This window comes from Streptomyces sp. NPDC055632 (assembly GCF_053618675.1).
In genome coordinates this window covers 143,473-164,726 of record NZ_JBSHHY010000008.1, presented here as the reverse complement: position 1 = coordinate 164,726, position 21,254 = coordinate 143,473, and the positions used below count along the sequence as shown (strand labels likewise).

The following is a 21,254-nucleotide window of genomic DNA, read 5'->3' as shown; positions in this document are numbered from 1 at the left end:
GGGCGATCTCTCTTTCCCCGCCGGCACGAGCGTCAGCGCCGCGCCAGTACGAGCGTCAGCGCCGCCCCCGTCAGCGCCAGCGCCGCCGATGCCGCCAGGGCCGTGTCCGGACCCGCCGTCGCCAGGGCGAGCGTCAGGGCCACCCCCGCCGAGGAGCCGATGTAGCGGGCGGTGTTGTTGGCGCCCGAGCCCATCGCCGCCCGCTCCGGCGGTACGGAGTCGACCGCGAGCCGGGGGAGCGCCGCGTTCAGGAGGCCGCTGCCCGCCCCCGCCACCAGCAGGCCCGGCAGGAGGCGCCACGCGCCCGCGTGGCCCTCCAGCGCCCCCAGGAACGTCAGCACCCCCGCCGCCGACAGCACGAACCCCAGGGTCAGTTGGTGCGCGGCGGAGAGCCGGGCCGCCAGGCGGCGGGTCTGGAGGGCCGATACGAAGGCCGTTCCCGACCAGAGGAGGAACAGCCAGGCCGTATCCAGTGGTGACATCCCCGTGCCGGCCTGGAGCAGCGCCGGCACCACGCTGAACAGGCCGATCACCGCCAGGCCCGTGAAGAGCGCCCCGAGCGTCGACGTCAGGAACGCCGGCCGCCGCAGCAGCGCCAGGTCGATCATGGGGTCCTTCCGCCGGGTCTCCACCAGCGCGAACAGGGCCGTCAGGGCCGCCGAGGCCAGGAGCAGGAGGCCCACCGGGAGGCGCAGCCAGCCGTCCCTGCCCAGGGTGAGCGCCGTGAGCAGCGCCGACAGGGCCAGTCCGAGGGTCACTGCCCCCGTGATGTCCGGGCGGGGTGTCGCGGTTCCGCCCGGGGCCGTCGTCGGCCTCGGCAGCCATCGCGCTCCCGCCGCCGCCGTCACCAGCGCCGCCGCCCCGAGCGCTCCGTACGCCAGCCGCCAGTCCACCAGGCCCAGCGCGCCCGCGAGCAGGGGGCCGAGCGCGATGCCGCCGCTCACCGACGCGCCCCATACGCCCGTCGCCCTGATCCGGTCCCGGCCCGCCGGGTACGCCTGGGCGAGCAGGCCCAGGCTGCCCGCGAGGACGGCCGCGCTCGCCGCGCCCTGGGCGATCCGGGCGGCCGTGAAGGCGAGCGTGGAGTCCGCGAGGGCGCCGAGCGCGGTGGTGAGGCCGAGGGCGAGCGCGCCGAGGAGGAAGACCCGGCGCCGCCCGTACGCGTCGGCCAGGCCGCCGGCCACCAGGAGGAATGCGGCGAGGCCGAGCGGGGTGCCGTTGAGCAGCCAGGCGTGGGCTGAGGGAGAGGTCCCGAGGGCGGCCGCCACGGCGGGGAGGGTGGGCATCGGCGCCGTGTAGTTCATCAGCGCGACGGCGGTCGCGGTCGCCGTCACGGCGAGAGCGGCGGCGCCCGGATGCCCCTCGGGAGGTGGGGCGGAGGTGCGGGGACGGAGCAAGGGCGTTCGTCGGGGCACGGCGGGCCTCCACCTGTCGGCCGATCAGTCGGTTCGGTGAACGAACTCACGGTATCAGGTCGGTTCGTTGAGTGAACCCTCTTCGGTACGATGGATCCCATGGCCCTCGGCAAGGACTACGCCCAGCAGCAGTGCTCCATCGCCCGCGCCCTCGAAGTGGTCGGCGAGCGCTGGACCCTCCTCGTCGTGCGCGACGCCTTCTACGGCGTCCGCCGCTACGGCGACTTCCTCGCCCACCTCGGCGCCCCCCGCGCCGTCCTCGCCGCCCGCCTCCAGGCCCTCGTCGAGGTCGGCGTCCTCGAACGGCGCCGCTACCGGGAGTCGCCCCCGCGCGACGAGTACGTCCTCACCGAGCGCGGTCTCGCCCTCTGGCCCGTCCTGTGGTCGCTCGGCTCCTGGGCCCGGACCGAGCTCCCTGGCACCCTGCCGATGCGCCACTTCCACCACGCCGACTGCGGCACCGAGCTCGGTCCCGGCGGCGCGTGCCCCGCCTGTGGCCTCCCCGTTCCGCCCGCCGACGTCGAGATGCGGCCCGGCGCCGGGCTCGACCCGGACCCCGCCGACCCCGTCGGCCGCGCCCTCCTGCGGCCCCGGCGCCTCCTCGTACCCCTGGAGACCTCCTGAGCGCGGGACGGGACATCGCGGAAGCCTGGTGGTGCGGAACGTCGAGGGAGCCTGGCGGTGCGGAACGTCGCGGGAGCCTGCCGGGACAGGGCATCGCGGGAGCCCGGCGGACGGGAAGCGCGGGAGCCCGGCGGGACGGGAGGCGCGGGAGCCCGCCGGGACGGGAAATCGCGGGAGACCGCGGGAACTTCCCCGTCCCGTCGTGCGTCTTCACGGAGAGGAACCGGCGGTACGGAGGAGGTGACGGGATGACGGGCAGGACCCCGGCCCCACGGGTCGTCGCACTGCTGCTCTTCCTGCTCGCCCTCACCGGACTGCTCCTGTCCGACGGGGCCGGCGCCCTCGCCGGAGCCGGTGTCTCCGCCGCCGTCGCCCTCGCCGCGGCCGGCCTCTTCCGCGCCCTCTCCGGCGCCCGTACGGCTCCGGCCGTGCCGCCCACCGCCGTCCGCACCGCCATGCGCGACCGCGAGCGGCGCACCGCCTTCCTGCCGCAGCGCGACCCCGACGCCGCGGGCCGCCGCAGACCCCGGGCTCCCGGCCGTCCCCTCCCGACGGCCGCGTAGGGAGCTCCCGGACACCCTCCTCGGAACCCCTCGCGCGGATCCGTCATGCCGAGAAACGCACCTCTCCCCGGCACGACGAGACCCCACGGAGGGCTCCCCCATGTCCGACCTCATGTCCCTTTTCGCCGCCCTGGTCGAGCGGCTCGCCGAGCTGCTCCAGCCGCTCTTCGCCACCACCGCCACCGCCGCCGCGATCGTCCTCTTCACCGCGCTCGTACGGCTCGCCGTCCACCCGCTCTCCCGGGCCGCCGCCCGCGGCCAGAAGGCCCGCACCCGCATCGCCCCGCAGCTCGCCGCGCTCCGCAAGAAGCACGCCAAGAACCCCGAGCGGCTCAAGAAGGCGATGCTCGACCTGCACGCGAAGGAGAAGGTCTCCCCCTTCGCCGGCATCATGCCCAGCCTGCTCCAGGCCCCCGCCTTCCTCCTGATGTACCACCTGTTCGCCGGCGACCGGATGGCCGGGCACGCCCTCTTCGCCGCCCCGCTCGGCGACCGCTGGGCCGACGCCCTCTCCCACGGCGGCCCGTTCGGTCCGGCCGGGCTGGTCTACCTCGTCCTGTTCGCGATCGTCGCCGCCGTCGCCGCCTTCGGCTACCGCCACACCAAGCGGCAGCTCGCCGCCCAGCCCCTCGACCTCGGGCAGCCCACCCCCGGCGCCGGCGCGATCACCAAGGTGATGCCGCTGCTCTCCTTCGCCACCCTGATCACGGTCGCCGTCGTTCCGCTCGCCGCCGCCCTCTACGTCGTCACCAGTACCGCCTGGACCGTCGTCGAACGGGCCTTCCTCTTCCGTGCGCCGAAGGAAGAGGCGGCCGGCGACGCCGTTGCTACTCGCGCGTAAGGGTCCACTGCGTGGGCGGGGTCTTGCAGAGCGGCCCGTTCTCTTGGAGGATCGACCAATCCTCCGATGGCCGCACTCCATCGGCCGGGGTACCCCAGGGCCCTCCCGGGCCCGCCTCGACCACAGGGAGAAGACCATGAAGCTGCTGCGTGTCGGCCCGCCCGGAGCCGAGCGTCCCGCCCTCCTCGACCAGGGCGGAACCCTCCGCGACCTCTCCGCCCTCGTCGACGACGTCGACGGCGGCCTGCTCGCCGACGCCGCGGCCCTCGACCGGATCCGCGCCGCGGCCGGCGCCGGGGTGCTGCCGCCGCTCGACGCCACCGGGCTGCGCGTCGGCCCGCCCGTCGGCCGGATCGGCAAGGTCGTGTGCATCGGCCTCAACTACCACGGGCACGCCGCCGAGACCGGCCAGGCCACCCCCGCCGAGCCCGTCGTCTTCCTCAAGGCCGCCGACACCGTCGTCGGCCCGGACGACACCGTCCTCGTACCGCGCGGCTCGGTGAAGACCGACTGGGAGGTGGAGCTCGCGATCGTCATCGGCCGCACCGCCCGCTACCTGGAGACCGACGAGCAGGCCCTCGCGCACGTCGCCGGGTACGCGGTCGCCCACGACGTCTCCGAGCGCGAGTTCCAGATCGAGCGCGGCGGCACCTGGGACAAGGGCAAGAACTGCGAGACCTTCAACCCGCTCGGCCCCTGGCTCGTCACCGCCGACGAGGTGCCCGACCCGCAGGCGCTCTCCCTCCGCCTCTGGGTCAACGGCGAGCTGAAGCAGGACGGCCACACCTCCGACCAGATCTTCCCGGTCGCGGAGGTCGTCCGGTACGTCAGCCGGTTCATGACCCTCTACCCGGGCGACGTCATCAACACCGGCACGCCCGCCGGCGTCGCCATGGGGCAGCCGGAGCCCAAGCCGTACCTGCGGCCCGGCGACGTGGTCGAGCTGGAGGTCGAGGGGCTCGGCCGGCAGCGCCAGGAGCTCAAGGGCGCCTGAGGCCGGTGGGGCCGGCGGGGCCGGTGGGGTCGGGGGCCCGGCGCGGCCGGTGAGCCTGTGAGGCCGTCAGGAGGGTGCCCCGCCTGGGCTCTTCCGTGGTGAAAACGGCGACGTCCCGCGTGGGGCGTCGCCATTTTCATGCGCATTTTGCATATTGCCCGATATGGAACGAATCTCCCCCGCGCGGAGGCGGGACAGGCGTCGCCTCGCCCTCATCGCCGCGTCCACGGTCGCGGCCACCGCCCTCGTCGGCACCCTGGCCGTCAGCGGCCACGCCGACCCCCTCCCGGGCGGCCTCGGGCCCTGCCTGCCGGGCAACTGCCCCGCCACGTACCCCGACCTCAACAGCGGTCCCGTCCAGTACCGGGACAACAACATCAACATCTTCGTCGGCGGCGACTTCCTCGTCCGCGAGGCCGCGGCCGAGGCCGAGGGCAAGGTCGTGGTCCTGGGCGGCTTCGACATGAACAAGCGCGTGGGCGCCTCCGCCGTCTACAACGTCGGGATCGTGGGCGGCGGGTCCCGCGTCCCGCCCGACAACGGCACCGACTTCCTCACCGTCGGGGAGGACGTGACGGTCGCCGCCGGGCAGCGGCTGCTCACCAGCGAGGGCACGGTCAGCGGCGTCACGCGGTACGGGGGAACGCGCTCCGGCACGGTGATCCCGGACCCGGTGCAGGACGACGACGCGGCCGCCCCGTACGTCTCGCTCCGCGACCAGCTCACCGACGCGAGCCAGTGCTACGCCTACGTCGGCGGGGCCCACCGCGCCACCACCGGCACCGCCGTCAACAGCGGCTCGGAGACGCTCTTCACGGGTGACGGCGCCTCGGACCTCCAGGTCTTCGACGTCGGCTTCGACCTGGAGTCCGCGAGCGGCGGGCAGCAGAACATCCGCTTCGAGGGCGTCCCGGCCGGGGCGACCGTCCTCGTCAACGTCTACGGTGCCGACCGCACCGTCGACACGTACATCAACCAGCTCCCGAACGGTCTGCGCGAGCGGGTCCTGTGGAACTTCCCGGACGCCGCGACGGTGACGTTCGAGGGGACGGCCCAGTTCGCGGGCAGCGTCCTGATCGGCAACCAGGCCAGTACGGCGACCGTGACCATGCCGGGCACGAACGGGCGCTTCTTCACCACCGGCAACCTGACACACGCGTCGGAGACGACCGGCGGCGGCGGGCAGGAGATGCACGCCTACCCGTTCAACGGGGACCTGCCGTCCTGCACGGACCCGACGCCTACGCCTACGCCTACGGACCCGACTCCTACGCCGACGGATCCGACGCCGACTCCCACGGACCCGACCCCGACTCCCACGGACCCGACCCCGACTCCCACGGATCCGACGCCGACCCCGACGGATCCCACGCCGACGCCGACGGACCCGACTCCCACGCCGACCGACCCCACGCCGACCCCGACCGACCCCACCCCCACCCCCACGGACCCGACGCCGACGCCGACGGACCCGACTCCCACGCCGACCGACCCCACGCCGACCCCGACCGACCCCACCCCCACGCCCACCGACCACACGAACGGTGGTTCGACGGACGGCGGCGGTGACGGTGGCTACGGCGACGACACCGGCGGCTCCGGTGATTCCGGCGGTACGGGCGGACCCGGCGGGCACGGCGACTCCGGCGGTACCGGCGGTCCCGGCGGGAACAGTGACTCCGGCGGCACCGGTGGCCCCGGCGGGCACACCACCACCGGCGGTCACGGCGACTCCGGTGGTTCCAACGGGGCCGGCGGCCACGGCAGCACCGGTGGCCACAGCAGCACCGGCGGTACCGGCAGCTCCGGCGGTCACGGTGACTCCGGTGGCGACCACGGCCGTCCCCACGGTCCGAACGGCGAGCTCTCCGAGACCGGTGCCGGTACCGGGAAGATCGTCATGGGCGCCACGGCGGTCGTCCTCGCCCTCGGCGGCGGCGTCCTCGTGATGATCAGCCGGCGTCGGCGCCGTACGAACTGAGCAGTCGCTCCAGCGCCTCGACGACCAGGGTGTGGTCCTCGGCCTGCGGCAGCCCCGAGACCGTGACCGAGCCGATCACTCCCGCGCCCTCGACCCCGATCGGGAACGAACCGCCGTGCGCGGCGTACCGGTCGGGGTCGAGGCGCGAGGACGCCTCGAACGTCGTCCCCTTGGCCCGGAACCGGGCCCCGACCAGGAACGAGCTCTCGCCGTACCGCTCGACGACCCGCCGCTTGCGGTCGATCCAGGCGTCGTTGTCCGCGCTGGACCCCGGCAGCGCGCAGTGGAAGAGCTGCTGCGCCCCGCGCCGCACGTCGATCGCGACGGGCGCCTCCCGCTCCCGGGCCAGGGAGACGAGGAGCGTGCCGAGCGCCCAGGCGTCCTCGTACGTGAACCGGGGGAGGACCAACCGGGCCTCCTGGGCCTCCAGTTCGACGACCTCGGAGCTGCTCACGGCGTCACCGTGATCCCCTCGCGGGCCGACCGCCGCGCCGCCTCCAGGACGTCGAGCGCGTCGGCGGCCTCGTGCGCGGTGACCGGGTTCGGGCCGGTGCCGCGCAGGGCGGCGGCGACGGCCGCGTAGAACGCCGGGTAGTCGCCGGGCAGCGACTCGACCGGGGCGCCGCCGCCGGTCAGCGGCGACTCGCCCGCGCCGAGCCGGCCCCACAGCTCCTCCGGCTCCACGCCCCAGGCCGCGCCGCCGGCTCCGGGCCGCAGCCCGTCGCGCAGGGCGGCCTCCTGGGGGTCGAGTCCGTACTTCACGAAGCCCGCGCGCTGCCCGAGCACCCGGAACCGGGGGCCGAGCTGGGCGGTGGTGGCGCTCACGTACAGGTGCGAGCGGACCCCGTTCGCGTGGGTGAGCGCGAGGAAGGTGTCGTCGTCGGCCTCGGCGCCCGGCCGGCGCACGTCCGACTCGGCGTACACCGAGACCACCGGGCCGAAGAGGACGAGGGCCTGGTCCACGACGTGGCTGCCCAGGTCGTACAGGAGCCCGCCGATCTCCTCCGGCGCGCCGGACTCACGCCAGCCGCCCTTCGGCTTCGGCCGCCACCGCTCGAAGCGGGACTCGAAGCGCTGGACCTCGCCGAGCGCGTCCTCGTCCAGGAGGCGGCGCAGGGTGCGGAAGTCGCCGTCCCAGCGGCGGTTCTGGAAGACCGAGAGCAGCAGGCCCCGCTCCTCGGCGAGGGCGGCGAGCCCGCGCGCCTCGGCGGCGGTCCCGGCGAGCGGCTTGTCCACGACGACCGGGAGGCCCGCCTCCAGGGCGGCCGTGGCGACCTCGACGTGCGTCTTGTTGGGGGAGGCGACGACGACCAGGTCCAGCTCCTCCGCGTCCGGCGCCCACAGCTCCTCGGGCTTCGCCACCACCCGTACGCCCGGGTGGGCGGCGCGGGCCTCGGCGGCCCGCTCGGGGTTGCCGGTGGTGACGGCGGCGAGGACGAGGTCCTCGGAGGCGGCGATCAGCGGGGCGTGGAAGACGGAGCCCGCGAGGCCGTAGCCGACGAGTCCGACGCGGAGGGGGGTGCGGGGGGAGTCGGTGCCAGTCATGTTCCTCACTTAAGCAACGCTGTTGCCGAAGTGCAAGCGGCGGCGACAATGGGAACGTGAGGAAAGACCTGGGTGGAGTGAACGTACCGGCGCTGCGCAGCCACAACGCCGCGCTCGTGCTCGATCTGCTGCGCGTGGCGGGGGAGGGCGGGATCAGCCGTCTGGAGCTGGCCGAGCGGACCGGGCTCACCCCGCAGGCCGTCAGCAAGATCACCGCGCGGCTGCGGGCCGAGGGCCTCGCGGCGGAGGCGGGCCACCGCGCCTCGACCGGCGGCAAGCCCCGTACGGTCCTGCGCCTGGCGCCCTCCGCCGCGCACGCCGTCGGCGTCCACCTCGACCGCGACGAGCTGACGGTCCTCCTGACCGACCTCGCGGGCGCGCCCGTGGCCCTCCGCCGCCGCCCGCTGGACCTGGGCGCGGGAGCCGGACCGGTCCTGGACGCGGTGACGGAGGAGGTGCGGGCGCTCCTCGACGCGGGCGGGGAGGGGCGGACCGTCCTCGGCGCGGGCGGGGAGGGGCGGACCGTCCTCGGCGTCGGGGTCGCCATGCCCGGACCCCTGGACCACCGGGCCGGAGTGCCCGGCCGGGTCACGGGCTTCCCCGAGTGGGCCGGCCACCCGGTCCGCGAGGAGCTGGCCCGCCGCCTCGGGCTCCCCGTCGTCCTCGACAAGGACACCAACGCCGCCGCCCTCGGCCTCGCCCTGCGGCCCGGCGCCCCCGGCTCCTTCGCCTACGTCCACCTCGGTACGGGCCTCGGCGCCGGCCTCGTCCTCGGCGGCGCGCCCCTGCGCGGGGACAGGACCGGGGCGGGCGAACTGGGCCACCAGACCGTCCAGCTCGACGGGCCGCCGTGCGGCTGCGGCGGGCGCGGCTGCCTGGAGGTCCTGTGCCTGGCGGAGGTCGCGCGCGGCGAACCCGCCGGGGCCGCGCGGATCCTGGGTGCCGGCGCCGCCAATCTCGTACGGCTCCTCGACATCGACCAGGTCCTCCTGGGCGGCCGGGCGGTGCTCGCCGCGCCGGAGGTCTTCGCGGACGGGGTGCGGGACGTGCTCGCCGGCCTCGGCCTGACGGCCCCGGTGGGCGTCGTCGCGGAGCGGGACGCGGTGGCGGAGGGGGCGGCGTGGCTGATCCTGGCGCCGGTCTTCGGGAAGGAGTGATCGGGTCGCCCCTGTCCTTCGCTCCGATTGATCGGATTGTCGGAAAGTAGGCTGATCGGGCGGATTCCCGGTCCTTCCGGAGGAGCCCCCGGTGTCGCTCCCCGGCCCGCGCCCTCCCGCCTGGCAGCGTCGCGGCCGTCCCCCTGCCCGCGATCAGCAAAGGCACCGGCACCATGGCATCCGCACCCCTGCGACTGCGCAGCGTCCGCGCCGTGACCGTGGCGACCGCCGTGGCGGCTCCCTTCGCGCTCGCGGCCCCCGTCCCGGCGACGACGGCGACGGCGACCCCCGCCCCGGCGGCGACGGCCCCGGGCCCCGGAGCGCCCGCCCCCGCCGCCCCCGAACCCCCCGGCGCCCCGCAGCCCCCCGCCATCCCCGCCCCCGACCCGTCCACCCCCGGCTGCGGCACCCCGGACGACGACGCCTTCCCGCTCGACACCCGGATCCACGGCGGCCCGGCCCGCTACACGCCGGGCGGCCCCTTCCAGGACTGGCGGCTCGACCTCACGAACACCACCGGGTCACCCTGCTCCGGCATCCACCCGGTCCTCGTCCTCACCGACCGCGACCGGGCCCTCCGGCCGGAGCAGATCCGCTTCGAGTTCTACGACGCCGGGGCCGCGCGCTGGCACCCCGTGACCTTCCAGGGGACCTCGGAGGCCGAGAACGTGGGCGTGTTCACCGACTTCGGCGGCTTCGCCGTCCCCGCCGGCGAGACCCTCACCGTCCCCGTACGCCTCGCCTTCCGCGCGGGAACGGCCCCCGACGAGGTCGTGCTCAACGCGGCGATCGTGCAGCGCCGGGGTGCGGACGGGGAGTGGATCGGGGACTCCGGCGACTACCGCCTGACCGTCGGGCCCCCCGCCCCGGGCGCCCCGACCGAGCCCCCCGAGCCACCCGGGCCCACCGCGCCGCCCGTGCCCGCCGAACCGTCCCGGAGCGCGAAGGGCACGAAGTCTTCAGAGCCGTCGGCTCCGTCGGCTTCGTCGGCTCCGTCGGAGCCGACCGACCCGACCGACCCGTCGGGCCCGTCGAAGCCGCCGGTGCCGTCACGGCCGGCGGAGCCGCCCGTGCCCGCAGCCTCGCCCGGATCGACGACCCCCGCCGAGCCGCCCGGCGCCACCCCGCCTCCCGCACCCGCCACTCCCACCCGGCCCTCTCCGTCCGGGGAGGCATCCGGGGAGGCCTCGGGGGAGGGGTCGGGGGAGGCACCAGGGGAGGCCTCGGGGGAGGCGTCCGGGGCGACGCCCGGGGAAGCCCCCGCCACCACCCCTTCCCCCGCCCCCGAACTCGCCCACACCGGACGCGCGTCGGACGCCCGGGCCCGCGCCCTCGCGCCCCTCGCCGCCGCCCTGCTCGTGCTCGGCGCCGCCCTCGTCCGCGCGAGCCGCCGCCACCGCCGCACCTGAACCGCGCTCCCCGCGAGCCGGACCCTGCCCCCGCGAGCCGGACCCTGCCCCGCGAGCCAGCCCCGGTCCCGCGATCAGGCCCCGGCCCCGCGGACAGGCCCCCCGTCCACCCCACCCCCGCCGGAGGCGCCCCGCACCCCCGCGTCACCCTCCGTACACCTCCCCGTTCACCCCCGTCTGCGACCATCCCCCGGTGAACTACCAGAGCACTCCCGGCGCCCCCGTCCGCTCCGGCGTCCCCGAGCACGGGCGCGTCCCCAAGTACTACGCCGTCAAGGCGAAACTCGCGCTGATGGTGGACGAGTTGGGGGAGGGCGGGCTGCTGCCCACCGAGCGCGACCTCGCCGTCCGGTACGAGGTGTCCCGCGAGACCGTCCGGCAGGCGATCCGCGAACTCCTCCTGGAGGGGCGGCTGCGCCGCCGGGGCCGGGGCACGGTCGTCGCGGGCCCCAAGCTCGAACAGCCCCTCTCGCTCGCCAGCTACACGGAGGGCGTGCGCCGCCAGGGCCGCCGCCCCGGCCGCGGCCTGATCTCGCTCGACCGCTTCCCCTGCCCCGAGGCGCTCGCCCCCGAGGTCGGTGCCGAACGCGGCGAGCCCGTCTGGCACATGGAGCGGGTGCTGCTCGCCGACGACGAGCGGGTCGGCCTGGAGAGCACGTACGTCTCCGAGGCCCGCGCCCCGCGCCTGGACGCCGACTTCGACCCGGACTCCTCCTTCTACGCCTACCTCCACGACCGGCTCGGCATCGTGTTCGGCGACGCCGACGAGCGCATCGAGACCGTGCTCGCGACCCCGCGCGAGGCGCTGCTGATCGGCACGCCGCCCGCCCTCCCGATGCTGCTGCTCCACCGCGTCTCCCGGGACACCGCCGGCCGGCCCCTGGAGCGGGTCCGCACCCTCTACCGGGGCGACCGCTTCAGCTTCACCACGCACCTGGGACGCCAGGACTGACGAGAGAAGGCCCCGCCCCGAAAGCCTGCGACATCACGAAAAGATAACGGGTCTGGTCCAAGTTTGGCGGCCCGTTCACCGTCCCGTCGTCCACCGGCCCCGTCCGGGCCACCCGTCCCCGCGACCGTCGTCGGCATGAAGGTGATCGTCGTAGGAGCCGGCGTGGTGGGAACCATGCACGCCTGGCACGCAGTGGAACGCGGCCACGAGGTCGTACACATCGAGCGCGAGGCCGAGGCGCGCGGAGCCTCCCTCCGCAACTTCGGCCAGATCTGGGTGAGCGGCCGCGCCGGCGGGGAGGAGCTGGACACCGCCCTGCGCGCCCGCGAACTCTGGGAGGGCATCGGCGCCCGCGTCCCCGGGCTCGGCTTCCGGGCCATCGGCTCCCTCACCCCCGTACGGAACGAGCTCGAACTCGCCGTCGCCGAGGCCGCCGTGGCCCGCCCCGACGCCGCCGCCCGGGGCTACGAGCTGCTCACGGCCGACGAGGCCCGCGCGGTCAACCCGGCCCTGCGCGGCGAGTTCGAGGCCGCCCTCCGGTGCGAGCGGGACGCCGCCGTCGAGCCCCGCACCGCGCAGCTCGCCCTCCGCGAGGCCCTGCTCGCCACCGGGAGGTACACCTTCCTGCCGAACCGCGAGGTCCGCGAGGTCGTCGGCGAGCACGCCGTCCGCGACGACCGGGGCGAGGTCCACGGCGGCGACGCCGTCGTCCTGTGCACCGGCGCCTGGCTCTCCGGCCTCGTCCGCGAGGTCGCCGGCGAGATCCCGGTCCGCCGGGTCCGCCTCCAGATGATGCAGACCGACCCGCTCGGCGAACCGCTCACCACCTCCGTCGCGGACGCCGACTCCTTCCGCTACTACCCGGCCTACGCCTCCGGCGCCCTCGACGCGCTGAACGCGGGCCAGGCGCAGGACCCCACCGCCGCCGCCCACCGGATGCAGCTCCTCATGGTCCAGCGGCTCGACGGCGGACTGACCATCGGCGACACCCACGAGTACGAGCACCCCTTCGCCTTCGACACCCTCGAAGACCCCTACGAGCACCTCACCCGCGTCGTCGAGTCCTTCCTCGGCCGCCCGCTGCCGAAGATCCGGCGCCGCTGGGCCGGGGTGTACGCGCAGTGCGTCGACACCACCCGGGTCGTGCACCGCCAGAAGGTCCGCGACGGCGTGTGGCTGGTGACCGGACCCGGCGGCCGGGGCATGACGTGCTCGCCCGCCATCGCCGAGACGACCGCGAACGAACTGGGCTGGTGAACCGCATGAGCACGAAGAACAACCCGATGAACCTCGTCGTCCTCGACATGGCCGGCACCACCGTCGCCGACGACGGCCTCGTCGAGCAGGCCTTCACCGTCGCCGCCGAACGCCTCGGCGAGGACCCGGCCGCCATGATCGGCCACGTCCGCGCCACCATGGGCGAGTCGAAGATCTCCGTCTTCCGCCACCTCCTCGGCGGCGACGAGCGGCGCGCCCAGGAGGCCAACCTCGCCTTCGAGCAGGCCTACGGGGAGCTCGTCGCCGACGGCAGGATCGCCCCGATCCCCGGCGCCGCCGAGACGATCGCCGCCCTCCAGGAGCAGGGCAGGACCGTCGTCCTCACCACCGGCTTCGCCCGGGTCACCCAGGACGCCATCCTCGACGCCCTCGGCTGGCGCGACCTCGTCGGCCTCACCCTCTGCCCGGCCGACACCGGCGGCCGGGGCCGCCCGTACCCCGACATGGTCCTCGGCGCGCTCCTGCGCACCGGCGCCGTCGACGACGTGCGCCGGATCGCGGTCGCCGGCGACACCTCGTACGACATGCTCTCCGGCGTCCGCGCCGGCGCCGGGATCGTGGCCGGCGTCCTGACCGGCGCCCACGGCGAGGCCGCGCTGAAGGAGCACGGCGCCACCCGCGTCCTCGCCTCCGTCGCGGAACTCCCGGAGCTGATAAGGGAGTACGAGGCATGACCGCGGAAGTGCGGGGGACGACCAGCGGCATCCGCTTCGACGCCGTCTCCGTCGCCTACGGCTCCACCACCGTCCTCGACTCCCTCGACCTGACCGTGGAGCCCGGCGAGGTCATGGCCCTCCTCGGGCCCTCCGGCTCCGGCAAGACGACCGCGCTCCGGGCCGTCGCCGGGTTCGTCCGGCCGGTCTCCGGGCGGGTGTTCATCGGGGACCGGGACGTCACCGACCTGCCGCCGTACCGGCGCGGGATCGGCATGGTCGTCCAGCAGTACGCCCTCTTCCCGCACCTCCGGGTGGACGCCAACGTCGCCTTCGGCCTCAAGGCCCGCAAGGTCCCCAAGGCCGAGATCCCCGGGCGGGTCGCCGAGGCCCTGGAGATGACCGGCATGGCCGACTACGCCCGCCGCCACCCCCGGGAGCTCTCCGGCGGGCAGCAGCAGCGCGTCGCCATCGCCCGCGCCCTCGCCGTACGGCCCGACGTCCTCCTCCTCGACGAGCCGCTGTCGGCGCTCGACGCCCAGCTCCGCTCCGGGATGCTGGCCGAACTGGCCCGGCTCCACCGCGAACTGCCCGAGGTGTCGATCCTGTACGTCACCCACGACCAGGTCGAGGCGCTGACCCTCGCCGACCGGATCGCCGTCATGGACAGGGCCAGGCTCCGGGACTGCGGCACCCCGCAGGAGCTGTACCGCAGGCCCCGCACCGAGTTCACCGCCTCCTTCGTCGGCAACGCCAACCTGCTGCCGGTGACGGTGGGCGCGGACGGGGCGGCCCTGGGCGGGACGGAGCTGAAGGTGGCGACCGGGGGAGCGGCCCCCGGCTCCTCGGCCACCCTCTGCGTCCGCCCCCACCTCGTCGGCCTCGGCGACGGCCCGAACGCGCTGCGGGGCCGGATCGCCGAGGTCCAGTGGCGCGGCTCCACCCACCGGCTGTACGTCGAGGTGGCGGGCCACCGGGTGAAGGCGGACGTCCGCGAACTGCGGGAGACGCCTCCGCTGGGCGCCGAGGTCACCCTGCACTTCGCGTCCGAGGACGCGGTGCTGCTCACGGCGGGGGTGACCGACGGCCCGGAGGCGGCCGACGGTCCGGGGACGGCCGGCGGTCCGGGGACGGCCGGCGGTCCGGGGACGGCCGGCGGTCCGGGGGTGACCGGTGGCTAGCGCCGTCACCACGGCCACTCCGGCCGCGTCCCGCACCCGGAAGCCCCGCACCGCACCCGCCTGGGTCTGGGCCCTGCCCCCCGTCGCCGTCCTCGGCCTCGTCTTCCTCTACCCGCTCGCCCTCGTCGTCCGCGAGTCCCTGGCCCCCGGCGCGTACGCCGCCGTCCTCGGCTCCGCGTCCTTCCGCGAGGCCCTCGTCACCACCGTGTGGATCGCCGTCGCGGCCACCGCCGGCTGCCTGGTCCTCGGCTTCGCCCTCGCGCTCGTGATCGCGTTCGTGCCCTTCCCCGGTGCGAAGGCGGTGGCGAAGTTCATCGACGTCTTCCTCTCCTTCCCGTCCTTCCTGATCACGCTCGCCCTGCTGTTCCTCTACGGCACGGTCGGCATGGCCAACGGGATCTGGACCGACGCCACCGGCGCCGCCACCGGGCCCTTCCGGTTCCTGACCACCCCGTGGGGCGTCCTGCTCGCCGAGATCACGTACTTCACCCCGTTCGTGATGCGCCCGCTGCTCGCCGCCTTCTCGCAGATGGAGACGGCCCAGCTCGAAGTGGCGTCCTCGCTCGGCGCCCGGCCGCTGCGGATCGTCCGGCAGGTGATCCTGCCCGAAGCGCTGCCCGCGCTCGCCGCCGGCGGCAGCCTCGTCCTCGTCCTGTGCCTCAACGAGTTCGGGATCGTCCTCTTCACCGGCGCCAAGGGCGTCACGACCCTCCCGACGCTCGTCTACGGCAAGGCGATCCTCGAATCCGACTACGCCGCCGCCTGTGTCGTCGCCGTCGTCAACGTCGTCCTCTCCACCGGTCTGTACGCCCTCTACCGGGGGGTGAGCCGCCGTGCTGGTGCATAGCCGTACGGGCAGGTGGACGGCCTGGGCCCTGTTCGCCGTCCTCTTCGTGCCGCTCTTCGCCCTGCCCCTCCTCGTCGTCCTCGCCGCCTCCTTCTCCACCCACTGGTCCGGCGCCTTCCCCTCCGGCCCCACCACCGCCCACTACGCGGCGGCCGTGCGCGGCGAGTCCCTCCGGGCCCTGACCACCAGCCTGGTCACGGCCGTCACCGCCAGCCTGATCGCGCTGACCGCCGGCACCTGGGCCGCGCTCGCCTCGGCGGCCCTGGGGAAGCGGGGCCGGCGGATCGTGGACGCGCTCTTCATGCTGCCGGTCGCCGTGCCGTCCGTGGTGGTCGGCCTCGCCGTCCTCGTGGCCTTCTCGCAGCCGCCGGTGCTCCTCAACGGCACCCGCTGGATCGTGATCCTGGCCCACACCGTGCTCGTCACCGCCTTCGCCCACCAGTCGGTCTCGGCCGCGATCCGGCGCCTGGACCCGATGTACGAGCAGGCGGCGGCCGGTCTCGGCGCCCGCCCCTCGTACGTACTGCTCCGGGTGAAGCTCCCGCTCCTGCTGCCGTCCCTGAACGCCGCCGCCGGGCTCTGCTTCGCCCTCTCCATGGGAGAGCTGAGCGCCACGATGATGCTCTACCCGCCGGACTGGACGCCGCTGCCGGTGCTCGTCTTCACCGCCACCGACCGGGGCTCCCTCTTCACCGGCTCGGCGCTCGCCGTGGTCCTCATGGCCGCGACGCTGCTCGTCCTGCTCGCCGTCTCCCGCATCCGCACCAAGGCCTCGTACCGCTAGGAGAGAACAACGTTATGCGTACCCTGCCCACGCACGCCAAGCCGGTCGCCGCCGTCACCGGCGCCCTCGTCCTCGCCGCCTCCCTCACCGCCTGCGGCGGCTCCTCCGCCGCCTCCGACGAGAAGGTCGTCACCGTCTACAGCGCCGACGGCCTCAAGGGCGAGGCGGGCGACGGCTGGTACGACAAGGTGTTCGAGGACTTCGAGAAGCAGACCGGCATCAAGGTCGAGTACGTCGAGGGCGGCTCCGGCGAGATGGTGCAGCGCGCCCTCCGCGAGAAGAGCAACACCCAGGCCGACGTCCTCGTCACCCTGCCGCCCTTCATCCAGCAGGCCGGCTCCAAGGGGCTGCTCCAGAAGTACGCGCCGCAGGGCGCCGACCGGGTGGACGGCGCCGACAAGGCGGCCGACGGCACCTGGACCTCCGTGGTCAACAACTACTTCGGCTTCATCCACAACAAGAAGGAGCTGCCCCGGGCTCCCGAGACCTGGGAGGAGCTGCTCGACAAGAAGTACGAGAACCGGATCCAGTACTCCACCCCCGGCGTCGCGGGCGACGGCACCGCCGTCCTCATCAAGGCGATGCACGACTTCGGCGGACAGGCTCCGGCCATGGAGTACCTGAAGAAGCTCCAGGCCAACAACGTCGGCCCGTCCTCCTCCACCTCCAAGCTCGCCCCCAAGGTGGACAAGGGCGAACTCCTCGTCGCCAACGGCGACGTCCAGATGAACTTCGCGCAGTCCAAGTCCATGCCCAACCTCGGCATCTGGTTCGCGGCCAAGGGGGACGGGAAGCCCACCACCTTCGCGCTGCCGTACGCCGCCGGCCTGGTGAACAGGGCCCCGCACGCCGAGAACGGCAGGAAGCTCCTCGACTTCCTGCTGAGCGAGGGCGCCCAGCGCGAGGTCAGCGCCGTCGGCGGCGGCTTCCCGGCCCGCAAGGACGTCAAGCCCACCGACGCCAACGCCCTGGCCCTCGCCAAGCTCCTCGAAGGCGTCGAGGTCTTCGAACCGGACTGGGCCGACATCGACGAGAACCTGACCGCGTACGTCGACGCGTGGAAGTCCGCCACCGGAAGCTGAGAGTTCACCGTACGGCCCCTGGAACGCGCGCGCGGATCGCGAAAGGATAACGGGTACGGACCCAACGCCCCCGAGGAATCGGGGGCGTTGGCGCGCCCTCACCCCCTTTCGCGAAAACCCACGGAGGATCCCGACATGCCGCTCACCGGCATCTCCCGCCGCACCGTGCTCGCCGCCGCGGGCGCCACCGCCGCCGTCGCCGCCACCGGACTCGCCGCCGCCCCCACCGCCCTGGCGGCCACGACCGCCGCCCCGACGCTCCCCGACGGCACCAGCAAGGACAAGGTGCTCGTCGTCGGCATGGACGGCCTGCGGTACGACCGGATCGACGCCGCCAAGGCCCCGACCCTCAAGTCCCTCATGGCCAACGGGACTTACGGCCGCTCCCTGCTCTACGCCAACCCGATGGCCGCCACCTCCTCCGGCCCCGGCTGGTCCACGATCTCCACCGGCGTCTGGCCCGACAAGCACGGCGTGAAGGACAACACCTTCGCCGGGAAGAACTACGGCCGGTACCCCGGCTTCCTCGCCCGCCTGAACCAGGTCCGCCCCGGCCTCTCGCTCTTCGCCGCCGTCGACTGGCCCGAGCTGGACACCCACGGGACCGTCACCCCCGGCGCCGACGCCAAGCTCGTCTACGACAACGATTACGTCGTCAACGACAAGGTGATCACCGACATCACCGAGGACGTCCTGCGGAACCAGAACCCCGACGTCCTCTTCGTCTACTTCGGCGAGACAGACGAGATCGGCCACAATTACGGCGCCGCCCACGCCAAGTACCTCGACGCCATCGACGTCCAGGACGCCTACCTGGGCCGGCTCCTGGCCGCGATCAAGGCCCGCCCGTCGTACGCCACGGAGCGCTGGACCGTCATCGTCACCACCGACCACGGCCACACCGACGGCGGCGGCCACGGCGGCTCCGCCGTCGAGGAGCGGCGCACCTTCGTCCTCGCCCAGGGCCCCGGCATCGCCGCCGGCGCCCGCCCCATCGACACCCGGCTCGTCGACGTCGCCGCCACCGTCTTCCACCAGCTCGGCATCGTCCCCGACCCGTCCTGGGGCCTGGACGGCAAGCCGATCCAGGAGCGCTCCACCGACCCCTTCGACACCCTCTACGGGTCGCTGACCGGCCGCGTCGACGAGACCGGCATCCCCGCCGGGGTCCTCGGCTTCACCCGCACCGCGCCCAGCGGCTGGTCCGTGATCAACAACGCGATGGGCACCGGCGGCGTGACCGAGTGGCGCGGCTGGTCCTTCGCCACCGACGAGTTCTGGTCCCGCTCCCAGCGCGACCAGTCCCGCGAGCTGAACGTGCGGGCCCGGGGCGTCTTCGCCGTCGCCGACTCCGACGAGTGGGCCGACAAGACCTTCTCGGGGACGTACGACTCCACCCTGGTCACGCCCGCGCACGCCGTCTCGGGCGCGTCCTCGGTGACCCTCGGCTTCACCACCCTCTACCGCCAGGAGGGCTCCCAGACCGCCCAGGTCCTGGCGAGCTTCAACGGCGGCACCCCGACCGTCGTCAAGAGCTACACCGCCGACGTCCTCTCCCAGCCCCAGTCCCTCACGGTCCCGGTCCCCTCCGGCGCCTCCACGGTGAGCTTCCGCTTCCGCTACACGGGCTCCAACAACTGGTACTGGACGATCGACGGGGTCAAGATCACCGCATCCTGATTAGGCTGGGGGCGTCGCCACAGCGCAGTCGCGGCGCCCCCAGCACCCGCACGACATGTACGGCAGGAGTCCCGCACCCATGGCAGAGCGCAAGCCGATCGAATCCTGGCTCACCGACATGGACGGCGTCCTCATCCACGAGGGCGTGCCGATCCCCGGCGCCGACGCGTTCATCAAGAAGCTGCGGGAGACCGGGAAGCCCTTCCTGGTCCTCACCAACAACTCGATCTACACCGCCCGCGACCTGCACGCCCGCCTCGCCCGGATGGGCCTCGAAGTCCCCGTCGAGAACATCTGGACCTCCGCCCTCGCCACCGCCAAGTTCCTCGACGACCAGCGCCCCGGCGGCACCGCGTACGTCATCGGCGAGGCCGGCCTCACCACCGCGCTGCACGACATCGGCTACGTCCTCACCGACCACGACCCGGACTACGTGGTGCTCGGCGAGACCCGTACGTACTCCTTCGAGGCGATGACCAAGGCCGTCCGGCTCATCAACGCCGGCGCCCGCTTCATCTGCACCAACCCCGACGAGACCGGCCCCTCCCTGGAGGGCCCGCTCCCCGCCACCGGCTCGGTCGCCGCGCTCATCACCAAGGCCACCGGCAAGGAGCCGTACTTCGCGGGCAAGCCGAACCCGCTGATGATGCGCACCGGGCTCAACGCGATCGGCGCCCACTCCGAGTCCAGCGCCATGATCGGCGACCGGATGGACACCGACATCCTGGCCGGCCTGGAGGCGGGCATGCAGACCTTCCTCGTCCTGACCGGTCTGACCACGCAGGCGGAGGTGGACCGCTACCCGTTCCGCCCGTCCCGGATCGTCGACTCGATCGCGGACATCGTCGACCGCGTCTGAGGCCCGGAGGGGTCCGGGGCGGCCCGGGCGGCCCGGGCGGCCGTCTCCGGATGCGAAAGCCACCGGAACGGGTGATCCTTCCTAGCAGGAGGTCACGATGCGTTCAGGTCCCATTGCTCTCCGTGCCGCGGGGGCGGCTCTCGTGTTCGTCCTGGCTCCCGCGGCGGGCGCCGCGCACGCCCACGACGGGGTGAAGGTCACCGTCACCCCGTCCACCGCCTCGCCCGGCGACGACGTGGACGTCCGGGTCGAAGGCTGCAGGGGCGCGACCGGTGCCGCGAAGTCCCCGGCGTTCACCGCCGACGCCAAGCTCGTCGGCCGGGACGGCGGAAAGCACCCGATGTACGGCGACGCCACCCTCCGGTCCGGGCTCGACGGCGGCACGTACGAGATCAGCGTCTTCTGCGACGGCCGCGAGCACCACGACGCCGGCGCCGTACGGGTCGAGCGCCACGGACCGACCCACCGGCCCACCCACGAGCCGACCCACCACGCGACCCCGGTCGCCCCGGTCCGTGCGGGCGGGGGCGGCGCCGCCGCCTTCGCCGCGCCCGCCGCCCCCGGCGTCGCCCAGGCCGCCGGCGAGGACGGCCTCGGCACCCCGTACACCGTGCTCGGCCTCGGCATGGCCGCCCTCGCCGCCGTGGCGGTCGCCCTCCGCGGCTCCCGCCGCCGCACCGACGGCTCCTCCGGTACGGGCACGAGCACGGGTACGGAGTGACGGTGCCGTCCGGCACCCGCCCGACGGGCACCGGGCGGCTCGTCACCGGCACGGCCTGGGCCCTGCTGTTCCTCGGCCTCTGGCTCTGGGGCGGCGGGGCGGTCGAGGGCTCCGCGGGCGGCTCGGGGCCGACCACCGGCGACATCGCCGCCGTCGGGCGCCCGCCCGGCGCGGAGCTGCCCCCGGCCCGCGCGCCGCTCGCGCCCGTCGCACCCCGGCGGATCGAGGTCCCCTCGCTCGGCGTCGACGCGCCCGTCACGGCGCGCGGCCTGGACGCCACGGGCGCCGTCGACCCGCCGCCCTTCGCGACACCGGGCGCCGTGGGCTGGTTCGGCCCCGGCACCGCGCCGGGCGCGGCCGGGGCGGCCCTGTTCGTCGGCCACGTGGACACCGAGACCCGCCCGGCCGTCTTCTACGGCCTGAGCGCGGCCCGCCCCGGCGCGAAGGTCCTCGTCACCCGGACGGACGGCTCGGTCGCCGAGTTCACGGTCGACGACGTCCAGGTCTTCCCGCGCGAGGACTTCGACGCCGCGAAGGTCTACGGTCCTCGCGAGCCCGGCCGCGCCGAGCTCCGCCTGATCACCTGCGGCGGCACCTTCGACCGCGCCGCGGGCGCCTACACGGCGAACGTGGTGGTGTCGGGGTACCTCACGGGAGGCTGAGGCCCCGCTCCCGCACCCGACAACGG

General features: G+C 74.5%; 21 protein-coding genes. 18 read left to right on the top strand and 3 right to left on the bottom strand.

The window, feature by feature from the left end; translation table 11 throughout:
* Positions 1-32: 32 nt before the first annotated feature.
* On the bottom strand, positions 33-1,397 hold the full coding sequence (locus tag ACWGSR_RS14085) for an MFS transporter (RefSeq protein ID WP_453566412.1): 1,365 nt from the start codon (positions 1,395-1,397) through the stop codon (positions 33-35).
* 117 nt (positions 1,398-1,514) lie between these two features.
* On the opposite strand from ACWGSR_RS14085, the gene ACWGSR_RS14080 reads away from it, so the two are divergent.
* The 5 genes from ACWGSR_RS14080 (at position 1,515) to ACWGSR_RS14060 (ending at position 6,418) form a co-directional block, all read left to right on the top strand.
* Positions 1,515-2,039 (top strand): winged helix-turn-helix transcriptional regulator, encoded by a 525-nt coding sequence (locus ACWGSR_RS14080; protein WP_376231431.1) that lies wholly within the window; start codon positions 1,515-1,517, stop codon positions 2,037-2,039.
* A gap of 248 nt (positions 2,040-2,287) precedes the next feature.
* Positions 2,288-2,602 carry a DUF6412 domain-containing protein gene (locus tag ACWGSR_RS14075; RefSeq protein WP_432088920.1) on the top strand — a complete coding sequence of 105 codons (315 nt, stop codon included), beginning with the start codon at positions 2,288-2,290 and terminating at the stop codon, positions 2,600-2,602.
* 100 nt (positions 2,603-2,702) lie between these two features.
* Positions 2,703-3,443: a YidC/Oxa1 family membrane protein insertase gene (locus tag ACWGSR_RS14070; RefSeq protein ID WP_376231435.1), complete on the top strand. Its 741-nt coding sequence runs from the start codon at positions 2,703-2,705 to the stop codon at positions 3,441-3,443.
* 136 nt (positions 3,444-3,579) lie between these two features.
* Positions 3,580-4,437: a fumarylacetoacetate hydrolase family protein gene (locus ACWGSR_RS14065; RefSeq protein WP_453566409.1), complete on the top strand. Its 858-nt coding sequence runs from the start codon at positions 3,580-3,582 to the stop codon at positions 4,435-4,437.
* 163 nt (positions 4,438-4,600) lie between these two features.
* Positions 4,601-6,418, top strand: coding sequence for a choice-of-anchor A family protein (locus ACWGSR_RS14060; RefSeq protein WP_453566406.1), 1,818 nt, complete (start codon positions 4,601-4,603; stop codon positions 6,416-6,418).
* Here ACWGSR_RS14060 and ACWGSR_RS14055 read toward each other — a convergent pair.
* Together ACWGSR_RS14055 and ACWGSR_RS14050 are read right to left on the bottom strand one after the other, a co-directional pair.
* Positions 6,390-6,872, bottom strand: a complete 483-nt coding sequence (locus tag ACWGSR_RS14055; protein ID WP_453566404.1) for a heme-degrading domain-containing protein — start codon at positions 6,870-6,872, stop codon at positions 6,390-6,392. The two genes, ACWGSR_RS14060 and ACWGSR_RS14055, sit on opposite strands and share 29 nt — an antisense overlap.
* Positions 6,869-7,963, bottom strand: coding sequence for a Gfo/Idh/MocA family oxidoreductase (locus tag ACWGSR_RS14050; RefSeq protein WP_453566401.1), 1,095 nt, complete (start codon positions 7,961-7,963; stop codon positions 6,869-6,871). The genes ACWGSR_RS14055 and ACWGSR_RS14050 overlap by 4 nt, the downstream gene beginning before the upstream one ends.
* A gap of 56 nt (positions 7,964-8,019) precedes the next feature.
* Here ACWGSR_RS14050 and ACWGSR_RS14045 point away from each other — a divergent pair, with 56 nt between their 5' ends.
* The 13 genes from ACWGSR_RS14045 (at position 8,020) to ACWGSR_RS13985 (ending at position 21,228) form a co-directional block, all read left to right on the top strand.
* A complete protein-coding gene (locus ACWGSR_RS14045) occupies positions 8,020-9,120 on the top strand; it encodes an ROK family transcriptional regulator (RefSeq protein WP_453566398.1) in 1,101 nt (366 codons plus the stop codon).
* 173 nt (positions 9,121-9,293) lie between these two features.
* Positions 9,294-10,529 (top strand): hypothetical protein, encoded by a 1,236-nt coding sequence (locus tag ACWGSR_RS14040; protein WP_453566396.1) that lies wholly within the window; start codon positions 9,294-9,296, stop codon positions 10,527-10,529.
* Between the two features lie 193 nt (positions 10,530-10,722).
* Positions 10,723-11,481, top strand: a complete 759-nt coding sequence (locus ACWGSR_RS14035; protein WP_453566394.1) for a GntR family transcriptional regulator — start codon at positions 10,723-10,725, stop codon at positions 11,479-11,481.
* A gap of 135 nt (positions 11,482-11,616) precedes the next feature.
* A complete protein-coding gene (locus tag ACWGSR_RS14030; RefSeq protein ID WP_453566391.1) occupies positions 11,617-12,738 on the top strand; it encodes a TIGR03364 family FAD-dependent oxidoreductase in 1,122 nt (373 codons plus the stop codon).
* 5 nt (positions 12,739-12,743) lie between these two features.
* Positions 12,744-13,433, top strand: coding sequence for a phosphonatase-like hydrolase (locus ACWGSR_RS14025; RefSeq protein ID WP_376231460.1), 690 nt, complete (start codon positions 12,744-12,746; stop codon positions 13,431-13,433).
* Positions 13,430-14,593 carry an ABC transporter ATP-binding protein gene (locus ACWGSR_RS14020; RefSeq protein ID WP_453566388.1) on the top strand — a complete coding sequence of 388 codons (1,164 nt, stop codon included), beginning with the start codon at positions 13,430-13,432 and terminating at the stop codon, positions 14,591-14,593. The genes ACWGSR_RS14025 and ACWGSR_RS14020 overlap by 4 nt, the downstream gene beginning before the upstream one ends.
* Positions 14,586-15,440 (top strand): 2-aminoethylphosphonate ABC transporter permease subunit, encoded by an 855-nt coding sequence (locus tag ACWGSR_RS14015; RefSeq protein WP_453566385.1) that lies wholly within the window; start codon positions 14,586-14,588, stop codon positions 15,438-15,440. The genes ACWGSR_RS14020 and ACWGSR_RS14015 overlap by 8 nt, the downstream gene beginning before the upstream one ends.
* On the top strand, positions 15,427-16,224 hold the full coding sequence (locus tag ACWGSR_RS14010; RefSeq protein WP_376231468.1) for an ABC transporter permease: 798 nt from the start codon (positions 15,427-15,429) through the stop codon (positions 16,222-16,224). Before ACWGSR_RS14015 ends, ACWGSR_RS14010 begins: the two co-directional genes overlap by 14 nt.
* 14 nt (positions 16,225-16,238) lie before the next feature.
* Positions 16,239-17,306: a 2-aminoethylphosphonate ABC transporter substrate-binding protein gene (locus ACWGSR_RS14005; protein ID WP_453566382.1), complete on the top strand. Its 1,068-nt coding sequence runs from the start codon at positions 16,239-16,241 to the stop codon at positions 17,304-17,306.
* 135 nt (positions 17,307-17,441) lie between these two features.
* Entirely contained in the window at positions 17,442-18,986 is a 1,545-nt protein-coding gene (locus ACWGSR_RS14000; RefSeq protein ID WP_453566379.1) for an alkaline phosphatase family protein, read from the top strand.
* A gap of 79 nt (positions 18,987-19,065) precedes the next feature.
* Entirely contained in the window at positions 19,066-19,845 is a 780-nt protein-coding gene (locus ACWGSR_RS13995) for an HAD-IIA family hydrolase (protein WP_366374987.1), read from the top strand.
* A gap of 97 nt (positions 19,846-19,942) precedes the next feature.
* A complete protein-coding gene (locus tag ACWGSR_RS13990; RefSeq protein ID WP_453566376.1) occupies positions 19,943-20,566 on the top strand; it encodes a hypothetical protein in 624 nt (207 codons plus the stop codon).
* Positions 20,563-21,228, top strand: a complete 666-nt coding sequence (locus ACWGSR_RS13985; RefSeq protein WP_453566373.1) for a class F sortase — start codon at positions 20,563-20,565, stop codon at positions 21,226-21,228. The genes ACWGSR_RS13990 and ACWGSR_RS13985 overlap by 4 nt, the downstream gene beginning before the upstream one ends.
* The last annotated feature ends 26 nt before the right edge of the window (positions 21,229-21,254 follow it).